The sequence below is a fragment of the Marinibactrum halimedae genome (assembly GCF_021234875.1).
Classification (GTDB): domain Bacteria; phylum Pseudomonadota; class Gammaproteobacteria; order Pseudomonadales; family Cellvibrionaceae; genus Marinibactrum; species Marinibactrum halimedae.
Map to the genome: position 1 here is coordinate 79912 of NZ_JAJQVM010000019.1, position 14903 is coordinate 94814.

At 45.1% G+C, this 14903-nt stretch carries 12 protein-coding genes; 5 read left to right on the forward strand and 7 right to left on the reverse strand.

Features of this window, described 5'->3' with window-relative positions; genetic code table 11:
* The 4 genes from LU351_RS12165 to LU351_RS12180 form a co-directional block, all read right to left on the reverse strand.
* Positions 1 to 951: a glycosyltransferase family 2 protein gene (locus LU351_RS12165; protein WP_232594347.1), complete on the reverse strand. Its 951-nt coding sequence runs from the start codon at positions 949 to 951 to the stop codon at positions 1 to 3.
* 52 nt (positions 952 to 1003) lie between these two features.
* The gene (locus LU351_RS12170; RefSeq protein ID WP_232594348.1) at positions 1004 to 2026 is read right to left on the reverse strand and encodes a glycosyltransferase family 2 protein; all 1023 of its coding nucleotides are present in this window, start codon (positions 2024 to 2026) and stop codon (positions 1004 to 1006) included.
* 232 nt (positions 2027 to 2258) lie between these two features.
* The gene (locus LU351_RS12175) at positions 2259 to 2843 is read right to left on the reverse strand and encodes a serine O-acetyltransferase (protein WP_232594349.1); all 585 of its coding nucleotides are present in this window, start codon (positions 2841 to 2843) and stop codon (positions 2259 to 2261) included.
* Positions 2844 to 2866: 23 nt separating this feature from the next.
* Complete coding sequence (locus tag LU351_RS12180) at positions 2867 to 3847, reverse strand: glycosyltransferase family 2 protein (RefSeq protein ID WP_232594350.1); 981 nt, start codon at positions 3845 to 3847, stop codon at positions 2867 to 2869.
* A 368-nt stretch (positions 3848 to 4215) separates the two neighbouring features.
* Between LU351_RS12180 and LU351_RS12185 the strand changes: the two genes are divergently transcribed.
* The 5 genes from LU351_RS12185 to fusA (LU351_RS12205) all read left to right on the forward strand — a co-directional run bounded on the left by LU351_RS12185 (position 4216) and on the right by fusA (LU351_RS12205) (position 10975).
* Positions 4216 to 4857: an XrtA/PEP-CTERM system exopolysaccharide export protein gene (locus tag LU351_RS12185; RefSeq protein ID WP_232594351.1), complete on the forward strand. Its 642-nt coding sequence runs from the start codon at positions 4216 to 4218 to the stop codon at positions 4855 to 4857.
* An 18-nt stretch (positions 4858 to 4875) separates the two neighbouring features.
* Positions 4876 to 6390: a hypothetical protein gene (locus LU351_RS12190; protein ID WP_232594352.1), complete on the forward strand. Its 1515-nt coding sequence runs from the start codon at positions 4876 to 4878 to the stop codon at positions 6388 to 6390.
* 9 nt (positions 6391 to 6399) lie between these two features.
* Positions 6400 to 7185, forward strand: a complete 786-nt coding sequence (locus tag LU351_RS12195) for a tyrosine-protein kinase family protein (protein WP_232594353.1) — start codon at positions 6400 to 6402, stop codon at positions 7183 to 7185.
* 103 nt (positions 7186 to 7288) lie between these two features.
* Complete coding sequence (locus LU351_RS12200; protein WP_232594354.1) at positions 7289 to 8575, forward strand: porin family protein; 1287 nt, start codon at positions 7289 to 7291, stop codon at positions 8573 to 8575.
* Positions 8576 to 8884: 309 nt separating this feature from the next.
* The gene (gene fusA / locus LU351_RS12205) at positions 8885 to 10975 is read left to right on the forward strand and encodes an elongation factor G (RefSeq protein WP_232594355.1); all 2091 of its coding nucleotides are present in this window, start codon (positions 8885 to 8887) and stop codon (positions 10973 to 10975) included.
* A gap of 79 nt (positions 10976 to 11054) precedes the next feature.
* Here the strand turns inward: fusA (LU351_RS12205) and LU351_RS12210 are convergent, their stop codons facing one another.
* From LU351_RS12210 to fusA (LU351_RS12220), 3 genes are all read right to left on the reverse strand, one after another.
* Entirely contained in the window at positions 11055 to 11396 is a 342-nt protein-coding gene (locus tag LU351_RS12210; RefSeq protein WP_232594356.1) for a hypothetical protein, read from the reverse strand.
* Between the two features lie 69 nt (positions 11397 to 11465).
* Positions 11466 to 12689 (reverse strand): elongation factor Tu, encoded by a 1224-nt coding sequence (gene tuf / locus LU351_RS12215; RefSeq protein ID WP_232594357.1) that lies wholly within the window; start codon positions 12687 to 12689, stop codon positions 11466 to 11468.
* A gap of 74 nt (positions 12690 to 12763) precedes the next feature.
* On the reverse strand, positions 12764 to 14875 hold the full coding sequence (gene fusA, locus LU351_RS12220) for an elongation factor G (protein ID WP_232594358.1): 2112 nt from the start codon (positions 14873 to 14875) through the stop codon (positions 12764 to 12766).
* Between the last annotated feature and the right edge of the window lie 28 nt (positions 14876 to 14903).

Sequence of the window (14903 nt, forward strand, 5' to 3'; positions counted from 1 at the left end):
CTATTGATCAACCGGCATGGGTAACGGTAAGCGTTTTAAATCCCAGTGTGTTCGCAATTTCGCATCCCACTTCTTTGTCGTACTTTTCTTACCTTGCAATAAACATTGCCATTGATAACGCCGAATAAACTTTCTCAATTCTTTATCTTCCATTCGCTGGGAACCATTGAAAAAGCTCTTGATATAACCCCAATACATTGCCGCACCACCAATAACATAAGGTGTTTCCAGCATTCTGAATATTGAAGACGCCAGCATATAAAGAGGCCCCGTCCCCATGTAGAATTGACCAAAACCATGACGCATTCTTCCGGTAATCACACCGTGCTGACTTGAGCCCATGATCCGCAAATGAGTGAAACGCAACTCCGGCTCATCCCAACTGCAAGCGATCCAGCCCAATTGACGACATCGGTGGCTATCAATAGCATCCCACATGACTTCACGAACCAACCCGCCGATTTGTTTAAAACAAGACATCCGATAAAATTTCGTCATGCCAACGGACATTTCATCTCCACGACGTTCGCTAATGTATTTCCCATTAATCCGATTGTAGGGCTTGCCGCTGCACGTCCCAATGCGGGGATTCTCTTCCATTTTATTCATGAGCGTTTCGAAGTAACGCTCAGGCAATTCTAAATCGAGATCGAGCTTACAGATATACTGATATTTATCAGGCTCGATCGCTTTAAAGCCAGCGTAGAAAGTATCAACGACACCAGGGCCAACGCTTCTGAATCCACGATTCTCACGACGCACAATTTGAATAAAATCGTATTTGGCGGCATATTCATCCATAATCTGAGGGCTTGCATCGGTAGAACCATCATCCACAATCACCCACAACGCAGGTAATTCAGACTGCCCAACCACCGTATCAAGAGTTTGTTTCATAAACTCTTCTTCATCACGGCATGGGGAAATAATTACATAACTTCTCTCTGACATAACGTTGTCCTACTTTATAAACCCTGTATTGTGTGATCCTTACTACCGCCCGCTATGAGCCTGTCGGCGAGGCGCCTTTGTATTCGAGAATGGTCATTTCTTTTTTCGTCAACTTTCGCCAAAAAAATCGGAGCCCACCCAAAGCTTCTGGTACTTTCCCAACAACAATCGAAGCGCTGTATGAACGGATAAGGCTTATTCCATAACCCACTCTGCGCTGACGTTCAGAACGAAATACTTTAAAAAAGAGCAGAATGTATAACAGCGACAATACGCTAAAGAAAATACTAATAACCAGGCTGGAAAACACGATAAACACCGGGAGTATTGCCCCCCATACTAAAGTGCTCAAACAACGTTTGACGTTGAACCGCTCGGGTTCACCCCCATGTAAAAAAGCACCTTGAGCATATGCATGGCCACAGCGTTCTGTTCGACGCCACCACTGATTAAATGTCGTCATATTGGCATCATGAAGGGTCATTAGGTGATTCAAGCGTTGTACTTCCCACCCGAGTTGTCTTATTCGATAACACAACTCGGGCTCCTCACCCGCAACAACACTCGGGTTAAATCCGCCCGCATCAGAGAAGGCTTTCGTACGACATAAAAAATCCCCACCCGTTGACTTTGCTGTGCCAACGGGCGTATCCCATTCAAGATCACACCACGCGTTATACATGGACGCCTCTGGGTAACGCTCTTGGCGACGACCGCATACAGCCGCTATTCGAGGAGATTCATCCAATTTCTTCGTAGCAGTATCTATCCAGCCCTCACAGACCTCACAATCACCGTCGACAAATTGCACGTAGTCTAAATCAGGCAATAATGAAATCAGCTTTGCAAAGCCTTCATTTCTCGCACGCGCAGCACTAAAGGGGATGGACATATCTAGCGACACCACCTCAACGCCTAAGCTTTGCGCCATGGCTACGCTATCATCGGTAGAATTGGAATCAACGTAAACGATTGTCAACTCAGCATTGGACAAAGACAGCAAGCAACGTTTCAAACGCTCACCCTCATTACGCCCGATAACAACCACCCCAACCCGACTTGTATTCTCTTGCATATTATTGTCAATCCCAGACTTGCTTATTGGCTTAGGAAAACCCGGCGATACTAACGACACAAACGGTGTCGACTTCTTCTTTACCCAACCAGCTATTCAGCTTCACAATAGCCGATTATGACAAATAGGATTAAATTCTACATCTTTTAAAACGTTAAGATATTTAATCTGTGAAAACCTACCGCAGGATTTCTGACTCAGTACCCAAGCCAACCTTCACAAAAACCATCATTTACGCTGATGTCTCTGGATGTGTAGAAATGACTTTTGCTGGTATGCCGACTGCAGTCGAATGGCTGGGTAAATCACTCACCACAACGGCATTGGCACCAATATTTACTTGGTCTCCAATATTAACCATTCCCATGAGCTTAGCACCCGCACCAACATTAACCCCCACTCCCAACTTTGGGGCTTCTCGAGGGTGCGTTAGCCGCCGATTGCCTAGAGTTACGCCCTGCCGCAAGATACAATCGTGGCCAATCTCCGCATCACCATGCACCACAATCGCACCTTGATGCTCAATAATGACTCGACGCCCCAATTTGACCGAGTAGGGCAATTCGATACCATACCCATTGCGCACCCGACGAAATAAAAATCGATAAACAACACTGAGCGGTGCTCTCAACCATTTAGAGCGAACAGTCATCCTCCATACCCCAAAACGATGGATGGCAACGGCTCTAAAACCTGGACGCGTCCAATCTTTACCATGAGAATGCCAATCTTCACAAAGGATTGACCACAGCCCCATATTATTACCATCATAAAATGCAAAATGAGGCTCAATGACTTCTGATGTAGAATTTTGCATAACAGTACCTGATTCCTTTTTTCTTATTGTTCCCTAGACCCAATATTCGCGCCTCGCACAAAGATCGAATTCATAAAGAAATCACGAAGAAAATAAGGGGGATCAAGGCACTCTTTGCGTGTTAATGCCATCTTAATTCGCTTCAAGGGGTAGGCCACCATCCAACATACGTCTGCAAAAAAAAGCGACAAAAAGCCGTAATTCTTAAAAAAGAAGCGCTTTCTCGATTCAAACCAATAAGTTGGTCTTCGTTTGGCTTTCTTGCGAGTATCAGAAATACCTGTAGAGGCACCAACATAATGAACAACGCGGCTTTCAGGTACAACAAACGTTTTAAACCCTGCTCGCTTCGCTGTAATGCAATAATCCACTTCTTCGAAATACAAAAAGTAGTCTTCATCCATCAATCCAATCGCGTCCACCACTTCCCGCTTAATTAGCATGGAAGCACCAGCCACCCAATCCACACTTTCAGCCTCACCTGAGTGCAACTTTTGCGCCACAACATAGGACGGAAACGTTCGGCGTAGCACGCCTAGCCCCAAAGTATTAACAAAGTCACCAAATGGGCGCGGGAAATTGAAAGCCGATATTTGTTGAGTGCCATCATCATCTTCGAGTCGACTGCCCGCAATGCCCGCTTCAGATGTATTGTCCAACAAAGTAATCAACGCTTTTAAGCTTCCTTCCCTCGGCCGAGTATCTGGATTAACCAACCAGAAAAAATCTGGCGTCGAAGAACTCTCAAGTGTTTTTATGGCAAGATTATTACCATAGGAAAACCCTCCATTCTTCTCTCCATCTACAATATCAACCCAACCCTCCCAGCCTTGTTGCTCAACAAATTGTTGTAAGGCATCAAAAGAACCATCTCCTGAATCGTTGTCAACGACAGCGACCTTAAGCTCACTGGCCTCACCTTTAATGGCAAATAGACCCTGTAAACATTCCTTTACCAACTCCGCCGTCCTGTAATTGACGATACACACCCCGACTTTATGCACAATGCCTCCAAAGGCTCCTTAATGGAGTTACTGAATGAAATAAAAGATAGGCATCCTCGACAATTCTCAAACCTTGTCAACAATTGTCCGAATTTAACACAAATTATTTATCACTTTTATAAAGCTTTGCTTTTAGATCAATTTGTTTGACGCTAGACTTTGTAAACATTCGGTAATTTATGGTGTGCTCTGCAAAAGCTCCGTCAATATTGAACTGGAGCGACGCCCAACTACAGATTAAACTTATTCGGCGACCGGTTCGTTATATCTTCTGTAGTAGGATGAGGCCACACTCTTGGCGCCACACAGTTCCGATTTTTAACATCAACACAAACAAGCGTATCATTTCGGCCAACGGGAGCTCATGGATGCAAAACAAACCGTCTCAATTAACAAGCAAAATTTTTACTTACGGAGCCTGCCTCTTAAGCTTACTTACGGTAGTTGCATGCTCCACAAATACACAAGTCTCTGCACCAGAATTCACTCCCGCACCACCTGTCGCTCAATACAAAATCGGAGTGGGAGATGACCTTAGCATCAATGTTTGGCGTAACGATGAATTATCTATCGATATTCCTGTAAGACCTGACGGCAACATTTCTGTCCCTCTGGCTGGGGATATTAAAGCGGCAGGCGAAACCCCTACAGCTTTGGCTGAGATGATCACCAAGAAACTCAATCAATACTTAAAAAATCCTCAAGTTACTGTGATGGTCACCAACCCCAGTAGCTTAGACTTCCAGCGGCGTGTTCGAGTTACCGGTGCGGTAGAAACCCCCATATCGATAGCGTTCCGCGAAGGGATGACCGTACTTGATCTCATTTTATTGGCGAATGGACCCAACGAGTTTGCCTCGCTATCAAACGCAAAATTGTATAGAAAAGGTGCTCAAGGTGTTGCCACTTACAACATTAATCTAGATGACTTGCTCAATAAGGGTAAACTAGAGGGAAATTACGAATTACAACCATCCGATGTTCTATCAGTACCAGAGCGACTATTCTAATTTTAATCGTGGTATATCATGGATATAAGATACTTATTGGAATTGCTGAAATCAGCATTTGAAGAGCTAAGCAACTACAAGTATGCAGGAACTGCTATTTTTATAGCAGTTACCTTTGTATTGTGCTTTTTAGGTAGCGTTTGGCCTCAGACCTATACGACAACAGCCCTTATTCAGGCAGATCGAAAAAACATCATAGAGCCGCTCCTCCCAGGGCGCGTGGCGATGACGGAAGTCCCGCCTGTTAGCATTGTGATAGAAACACTTTATTCCCCGCGCATACTCATTAGAGCCGCTGAAGAAATAGGCCTAATCAACGATGAGTCATCAGACCGCGAAATGGATATTGCAAAAAATAGAATCGGCGCTGCGCTAGAGCACAAAATTGTCGATGACAACCTACTTCGTTTAACCGTTACATCCGATTCACCGGAAAAGTCCTACGACACTCTGACCAAAGTACTCGAAGTGTTCAATGAAGACGCATCGAAACAAAAGCAAGACGAAAGCAAAAATGCCTTCGATTTTATCAGCACCCAGGTTAATAAGTATAAAATCCAATTAGAAGAAGCCGAAACAAAGCTTTCCGACTATAAAATCAATAATATGGTAGGCACTGAGCTTGGTGTCCAAAATCGAATTTCAGAGCTGCGCATTGAGCTCGAAAGTCTCGAAATCAGTGTTGAAGAAAACGAAGCAAAAGCTGCCTCCATTCGCTCTCAGTTAGTCAATGAAAGCGTTTTTCAGGAAGCTCGCAGTAAACTTGCAACACTCAATACACAAAAAGTCGAAATACAAAATAATCTTCAGACTCTTCAGTTGTCGTTTCAAGACGATTACCCGGATGTGGTTTCGGCTAAGAGCCAATTAGCAGCTGTACAGTATGAGATTGATTACCTAAGAGACCTTTACCCTGAGCTTCCTAGCGATATCTCCTCAGATGAAATCACCCTTTTCGATGAACTGCGTGGAACACTGTCGGATATAGAAATCGAAAATAAAAGCTTAAAGCGACGACGCACCGCTATAGAAGCATTACTCAAAAAAGAAAATGAACGCGCTGAAAAAATTACACAGGATCAAGCAAAACTCGCCGAGCTAACTCGTGACTACGACAAAACCAAACAAATTTACGAAGAACTACTGCAACGCAGAGAAAATGCTTCTTTGTCTATGACAATAGACAAAGAAGGGCAAGGAATGAGCTACCGGGTAAGAGAGGCACCAACTTACCCCACTCAACCGACGGGATTACAAGCTATGCATTTTGTGATCGCGGCCCCAGTTTTAGGCGCATTAGCACCACTCGGTTTATGCTTTATTTTTGTATTCTTAGACCCACGTATCCGCACCTCGTACAGTTTAAGAAATCATCTACCAGAAGGCATCGATATATTAGGCTCCGTACCGGCCTATGAGGAAGCTTCAGCACCTGGTTTTTCAGCCTTCTCAAATAAGCTGATTTTGATCATTATTTTACTGTCTCTGGGTTGCTATGGTTATTTAGCAAGTCTATTACTCGCAGGACAATAGGAGTGGTGCGTGGATAAACTTAAACAAATTATTTCTCAAAAGCGTGCCGCCACTGGTACCTCACAGCAAGATCCGAACAGCCATGACCTGGTAAATCGATTCATTGCCGGTGACATGCTACTCACCAAGGAAGAAAAAAAGCGACTTTGGTCTCCAATACAAATGGCAGACAAAAAAGTTATTTACCAAGGAATGGAGAATCTTGATGTGTTAAACGCTTACCGAGAAATCAGGACAAAACTGCTTCGTCAATCTGGAGGCTCAAGTTCCATTGTCTTAGTTAGTAGTGTAGGTCCCAAAAGCCATCATGAATCTGATGTTGCTTTTAACCTTGCAACCAGTTTCGCAATGGATACCAGCAAGTCTTCCATTTACGTTGACTGCAACCCATACACGGAAGATCGTCAAGATCTAGCCATTCGCCAATTCGAAGTAGGCTTAACTGACCACTTACAGAACACAAATATCTCATTAGCCGATGCAACTTACCCCTCTGGCGTAGAACACCTTAAAATCATCCCAACAGGGGCGCACACTGATACAGCGGCTGAATTTTTTAATAATCCACGACTGGGCGGAATCTTTAACGAAATCAAGTATTCATTGCCTCACGTATTCATTTTTATCAACACTCCCCCTGCACTTCATTATTCGGAAGCATCAATCCTGGCAGATATTGTTGATTTAGCGATCCTTGTCGTTCCCCCCAAAAAAGCCACAGCCGACAGCATTAACTCTGCAGTAGATTTAATTGGTCGCGATAAAGTAGCCGGTGTAATTTTTAGTGAACACTAGACGCAAGCAAACCAGCACAGTCATAAAAAAGTCATCGTATCTAAAAAGTCGAGCGAGGCGCTTTAATGCACTAACCGGAACTAGCGGCATCAAGATAGTCAGCTTGCTTCTAGCAATTGTGCTTCTACCTGCAACATCTCATGCAGATTTCAGCGCATTTGGTACCCTACAAACACAGTTCAGCGATAACGCCAACAAAACTAATGACGATGAGTTTGATCAAAGAGAAGATCAGCTGATTATTGGGCTAGGTTACGAAGAAAATCGCAGCTGGATAGACCTTCAGGCAGATTACCAGGCAACTCGCTATAACTTTGATACAGATAGCCCAAGAGCTCAAACGAATCGTACAGAATACTTAGGTGAAACACAGCTTCACTTGGAAAACGCCACACGAATCATTGAGTTTGATGCTAGGCACGAACGAGACCGCTTATTGAGCAATCCTGAAGAGCTCTCTCTTCAAGATAATTTCTTAGCACGTGATACTATTTCTTTGTCTCCTGTCGTCAATATTCTCAGCACCCAAGCTGATACACTATCTGTCTTCGGTACCTACTCAGAAACACGCTTTGATCAACAGGCCAGCGGAGGAAATGGTTTTGATAGCTCAAGATCCGGTCTCGGGCTTAGTTGGCGCAGATCTTTATCCGAAGTCGATCAGATTGTTTTATCATTACAAGATCAGGACATTGATTACGATGCTCTAGAAAGCGACTTTGGTTACCAGCGCTATACACTTTCCTACATTGCCACACTAAGAAGAATCGATTATTCATTTACAGCCGGCTTCAACGCCTATGAAGACCCCAGCGGGGAGACCTTTAACTCGCCTTTAGGAAGAATCACACTCGGCTATCGCAATGGCCAAACCTCAGTAACTGCCGACTCTTCCTTTTCTATAACCGATACATCATTAGGCAACCAAATGATCGGCGACATTGCCGACAACCTCTCGCAAGGCTCAAATGGCAATATACAGTTCATTGACCAATATAAGCTCTGGAATACCAGCGTTACCGTTAACACCTCCATTTGCAATCTTTGTACACTCAGAACATCTTTGACGTATACAGAACAAGAATACAACGTGCGCACCAGTGAGGATATCGAGCAAATCATTCTCAGCTCCGACGTTTCCTATGAGCTGTCCACGTTAGATAGCCTATCTTTCGGTATCACCTATACTGATTTGTCCTTACAAAACCCCTCTATTGATTCCATAAACCAAGCTTTTGATTCAACTGCCGTCAATTTTGAATACAACCGCACCCTTTCGAGGAACATCAATGCACGCGCTCGATTCCAAAATGAGCAACGCAATAGCCCTGATGAAGCACGGAACTACACAGAGAACACTCTACTGATATCAATTACTTATACATACTGATCGCTAACATAACGAATATGCTGATTAATTGATCAAACCCCTTCCTTTTCTCGTCTGAAAATTCGTTAATCCACTGTTTTTGCACAAAAGAGTGTTTCAAACCGAAATTCGCCATTTATTGACGGGTATAAAAAACAGTAGAATACGCGCAGGCAGCCGATAGTGCCGCTCAGATTAATGCCCTGCGAAGGCTAACTTTCATGAAACGTGGGAAGATTGCTGAGGACCCATGCGTGGTATCGCATTCTCTAAGTCTTGCGTCTTTCCGCCAAACAGCGCGCAAGTTTGCGCATGACAATGAGTAACCCCATGACAGATCTATCTTTATACAGAAATATTGGTATTTTCGCTCACGTAGACGCGGGAAAAACCACCTCTACCGAGCGTATTCTGAAACTCACCGGAAAAATCCACAAAACAGGTGAAGTGCATGATGGTGCTGCAACGACAGACTTCATGGAGCAAGAGGCAGAGCGTGGTATTACCATCCAGTCCGCTGCGACAACTTGTTTCTGGAAAGATCACCGCTTAAACATCATCGACACCCCTGGGCACGTTGACTTCACTGTTGAAGTATATCGCTCGCTAAAAGTACTTGATGGTGGCGTTGGTGTGTTCTGTGGTTCAGGTGGTGTAGAACCGCAATCTGAAACCAACTGGCGTTATGCGAATGAATCCGAAGTTGCTCGGGTTATTTTCGTCAACAAATTGGACCGTATGGGTGCCGACTTCTACCGCGTTGTAGAGCAAGTGAAAAAAGTACTTGGCGCAAACCCATTGGTAATGACTTTGCCAATCGGTATTGAAGATGACTTCAAAGGCGTGGTTGATGTACTCAGCCAAAAAGCCTACATCTGGGATGACTCAGGCCTTCCAGAAAACTATGAAGTCGTTGATATTCCAGACGAGCTAAAAGAAAAAGCCGCTGAATACCGTGAGCAATTGATCGAAACCGCCGTTGAACAAGACGACGACCTGATGATGGCGTACATGGAAGGTGAAGAGCCTTCAGAGGAAGACATCAAACGCTGTATCCGTAAAGGTACTCGCGAGTTGGCGTTCTTCCCGACTTACTGTGGTTCTGCATTCAAAAACAAAGGTATCCAATTGGTATTGGATGCGGTTATTGATTACTTACCAGCACCAACCGAAGTGGATCCACAACCATTGACCGACGAAGAAACTGGCGAACCAACGGGTGAAGTGGCCACCGTGTCTGCGGAAGAGCCTCTGCGTGCCTTAGCATTCAAAATTATGGACGACCGTTTCGGTGCATTGACCTTTATCCGTATTTACTCGGGTGTCCTAGAGAAGGGCATGACCGTGCTGAACTCTTACACCGGCAAAACCGAGCGTATCGGACGTATGGTGGAAATGCACGCTGACGAGCGTACTGAACTGAGCCGTGCACAAGCGGGTGACATCATCGCTGTTGTGGGTATGAAAAACGTTCAAACCGGTCATACCCTTTGTGATCCAAACAACCCATGTACTCTTGAGCCAATGATCTTCCCTGAGCCTGTAATTTCGATTGCAGTGAAGCCGAAAGACAAAGGTTCAGTTGAGAAAATGGGTATCGCTATCGGTAAGATGGTTGCAGAAGACCCATCTTTCGTTGTTGAGACTGACGAAGATTCCGGCGAAACCATCCTAAAAGGTATGGGTGAACTTCACTTAGATATCAAGGTGGACATCCTGAAGCGTACCTATGGTGTTGAGCTGGAAGTGGGACAGCCTCAAGTTGCTTACCGCGAAACCATCACTCAGGCCATCGAAGATTCTTACACTCATAAGAAGCAATCGGGTGGTTCTGGTCAATTCGGTAAGATCGATTACCGCATCAAGCCAGGTGAGCCAGGTTCCGGCTTCCAATTCGAATCTAGCGTTGTGGGTGGTAACGTACCGAAGGAATACTTCCCTGCGATCGAGAAAGGCTTTGCTGGCATGATGGAAGAAGGCCCAATGGCAGGCTTCCCAGTGTTAGACGTACAAGTCGAGCTTTTCGATGGTTCTTACCATGCGGTTGACTCTTCTGCGGTAGCGTTTGAAATCGCAGCAAAAGGCGCCTTCCGTCAATCTATGCCTAAAGCCGGCCCACAACTGATTGAGCCTATCATGAAAGTTGACGTTTTCACTCCGGACGATAATGTCGGTGACGTTATTGGTGACCTTAACCGCCGCCGTGGAATGATCAAAGATCAAGAGCCTGGTACTACTGGCGTGCGCATCAAAGCTGACGTGCCACTATCAGAAATGTTCGGCTACATTGGTCACTTGCGTACCATTACCTCAGGTCGTGGGCAATTCTCTATGGAATTCTCTCACTACTTACCATGCCCACAAAATGTGGCTGAAGACGTAATTGCCAAAGAGAAAGAAAAGAAAGAAGCCAAAAAGTAATTAGGCTTTAAACTCTACCAAAAAGCCCAGTGAGGAATCCTCACTGGGCTTTTTATTAATAGATTCGGGGAAAATAACTCTATTTCCACATACTCACGTTATGAGCAATACATCGAGTTTCATTAGCAGTCCCACTTTTCCAATCAAACCATACACTTACATCTCTATCACTGATTAAAGCGGCCATTAACATAGAATACGCTTCTTGGTGATTTTCTTGCTGAGCAGGCAGATAAAAACCTTTACCAAATGAATCTGTGAAGTTACAAGTACACCGGCCATTAGGCTCTAAAGCAAAATACAAATCACCATTACTCTCCGCATATAACCGACTTACTTTTCCAGGACATCCTTCTGCGGAGTATGAGGACACTGAGAAAAATGACAAAAAGCTCAAAAACCCTAAAAGAAAAACTTTCATTAATAAACATTCCATATAAAAAAAGCCTCTAAAAAGAGGCTTTTTCAATTAAGGCGAAACACGTCTTAATTATTCGATGATCTTGGCAACAACACCAGCACCAACGGTACGACCACCTTCACGAATCGCGAAGCGTAAACCTTCGTCCATCGCAATTGGGCAGATCAAGGTAACGGTCATTTGAATGTTGTCACCTGGCATGACCATTTCAACGCCTTCTGGCAACTCACAAGCACCGGTTACATCGGTAGTACGGAAGTAGAACTGTGGACGGTAGCCTTTGAAGAATGGGGTATGACGACCACCTTCATCTTTAGATAATACGTACACTTCACCTTCAAACTTAGTGTGCGGAGTGATTGAGCCAGGAGCAGACAATACTTGCCCACGTTCAACTTCGTCACGCTTAGTACCACGCAAAAGCACACCAACGTTCTCACCTGCACGACCTTCGTCAAGCAGTTTGCGGAACATCTCCACACCAGTACAGGTGGTTTTGGTGGTTTCTTTGATACCAACGATTTCAATTTCTTCGCCTACTTTGATGATACCGCGCTCAACACGACCGGTAACAACCGTACCACGACCTTGAATTGAGAATACGTCTTCGATCGGCATAATGAAGGCACCGTCGATTGCACGCTCTGGTTCAGGAATGTAAGAATCTAACGCTTCAACTAATTTCTTAACCGCGCTAGTGCCCAACTCGTTGTCATCTTCACCATTCAACGCCATTAACGCAGAACCAGCGATGATTGGCGTGTCGTCACCTGGGAATTCGTAAGTGTCTAGCAACTCACGGATTTCCATTTCAACCAACTCAAGCATTTCGGCGTATTCTTCAGAATCAACACCACCACAGTCTTCCGCCAACAAATCAGCTTTGTTCAAGAAAACAACGATGTAAGGTACACCTACCTGACGAGACAACAAGATGTGCTCACGAGTCTGAGGCATAGGGCCGTCAGTCGCACCACACACCAAAATAGCGCCGTCCATCTGAGCAGCACCAGTAATCATGTTTTTCACGTAGTCGGCGTGCCCTGGGCAGTCAACGTGCGCGTAGTGACGAATAGTAGAATCGTACTCAACGTGAGAGGTCGCAATGGTAATACCGCGCTCACGCTCTTCTGGCGCATTGTCGATACCATCGAAAGCAACAGCTTCACCGCCGAACACTTCTGCACAAACGCGAGTCAATGCGGCAGTCAAAGTGGTTTTACCGTGGTCAACGTGACCAATGGTGCCCACGTTTACGTGGGGTTTACTACGTTCAAAAGTTTCCTTAGCCACTGTATTTTTCCTCTATTTTCAGCAACTGTGTAATTAAATAAACCGGGCAACAAACCCAGCCAATTCTCGGGAAATTAATAACCAATGGTGTTCTTTGCAATAATTTCATCAGCCACATTTTTCGGGGCTTCTGAATAGCGCTCAAACTCCATGGTAAAAGTCGCTCTGCCCTGAGTAGCAGAACGTAAATCCGTGGCGTAACCGAACATTTCGGCAAGGGGAACCTCTGCGTTTACAACTTTTCCAGAAACGCTTTCTTCCATCCCCTGAATCATGCCACGACGACGATTCAAATCACCGACAACATCCCCCATATTTTCTTCTGGGGTCACCACCTCTACTTTCATCAGTGGTTCGAGCAATACCGCTCCACCTTGCTGTTTCAGTGATTTAGTCGCCATCGATGCGGCAATTTTAAACGCCATTTCACTGGAGTCTACATCGTGGTAAGAACCATCGTATAACGTGGCTTTTAAACCCAACAATGGAAATCCAGCAACGATACCGTTTTGCATTTGCTCTGCGATACCTTTCTCCACCGCTGGAATGTATTCCTTAGGAACTGTACCCCCAACGATTTCATTCACAAATTCTAAACCTTCCGCATTATCATCTTCGGCTGGTTCGAAACGTACCCAAACATGACCGAATTGACCTCGACCACCAGATTGGCGAACGAACTTGCCTTCAATTTCACACGCTTTGGTAATGCGCTCACGGTAAGCAACTTGGGGTTTACCAATATTGGCTTCTACCGAAAACTCACGACGCATACGGTCAACAATGATATCCAAATGAAGCTCGCCCATGCCGGAAATAATGGTCTGGCCGGTCTCTTCATCGGTTTTAACACGGAAAGAAGGGTCTTCTTGAGCTAACTTGCCTAACGCTATGCCCATTTTTTCCTGATCTGCTTTTGATCTCGGCTCAACTGCCACCGAAATAACGGGCTCAGGAAACTCCATACGCTCTAAAACAATCTTGCCTTGCTCATCGCACAAGGTGTCACCGGTCGTGACATCTTTCAAGCCAATGGCCGCTGCGATGTCGCCCGCCAAAACCACTTTAATTTCTTCACGAGAGTTCGAGTGCATCTGAACCATTCGGCCCACACGCTCTTTTTTAGACTTCACGGAGTTATAAACGGCCGTGCCGCTTTCTAACTTACCTGAGTACACTCGGAAGAAGGTCAGCGTTCCAACAAAAGGGTCTGTCGCAATTTTGAATGCCAACGCAGAGAAAGGCGCATTATCATCAGCCACACGTGTAGCAACTGTTTCGCCATCGTCCAATGTACCTTCAATCGCCTTCACTTCTGTTGGCGAAGGTAAATACTCGATGACCGCGTCCAGCATGGCTTGAACACCCTTATTCTTAAAGGCAGATCCACCAATAACCGGGACAATTTCATTTGCCAAAGTACGCTCACGAATACCCGCTTTAATGGCTTCTTCTGAAAGCTCACCACTTTCAAGGTATTCATTCATCAAGTCTTCATTGGCTTCTGCTGCAGCTTCCACCAAAAATTCTCGCATCTCTTCGCACTGATCTTGAAGATCTTCAGGAATGTCTCCGTATTCGAAGGTCATACCCATATCCTGCTCATTCCACAGGATGGCCTTCATCTTGATCAGGTCAACCACGCCTTTGAACTCATCTTCAGCACCGATGGTCATCTGTAAAGGAACTGCATTAGCCCCCAAACGAGACCCGAGCTGCTCAACAACGCGCTCAAAATCCGCTCCTGCACGGTCCATTTTGTTAACAAAAACAAGACGTGGTACTTCATATTTATTTGCTTGGCGCCAAACAGTCTCAGTCTGAGGTTGAACTCCCGATGAGCCGCATAGCACAACGACCGCACCATCAAGCACACGTAATGAACGCTCTACCTCAATAGTAAAGTCAACGTGCCCAGGAGTATCAATGATATTGACACGATGCTGATCAAATTGTTGCTGCATACCCGACCAAAAACAGGTGGTGGCAGCGGAGGTAATGGTAATACCGCGCTCTTGTTCTTGTTCCATCCAATCCATAGTGGCAGCGCCATCATGAACCTCACCGATTTTATGTGATAAACCGGTGTAAAAGAGCACACGCTCGGTGGTGGTAGTTTTACCCGCATCTACGTGCGCACAAATTCCGATATTACGATAACGTGAGATGGGTGTTTTGCGTGCCACAGCGATTACTCCAAACAGTTATTTTTGT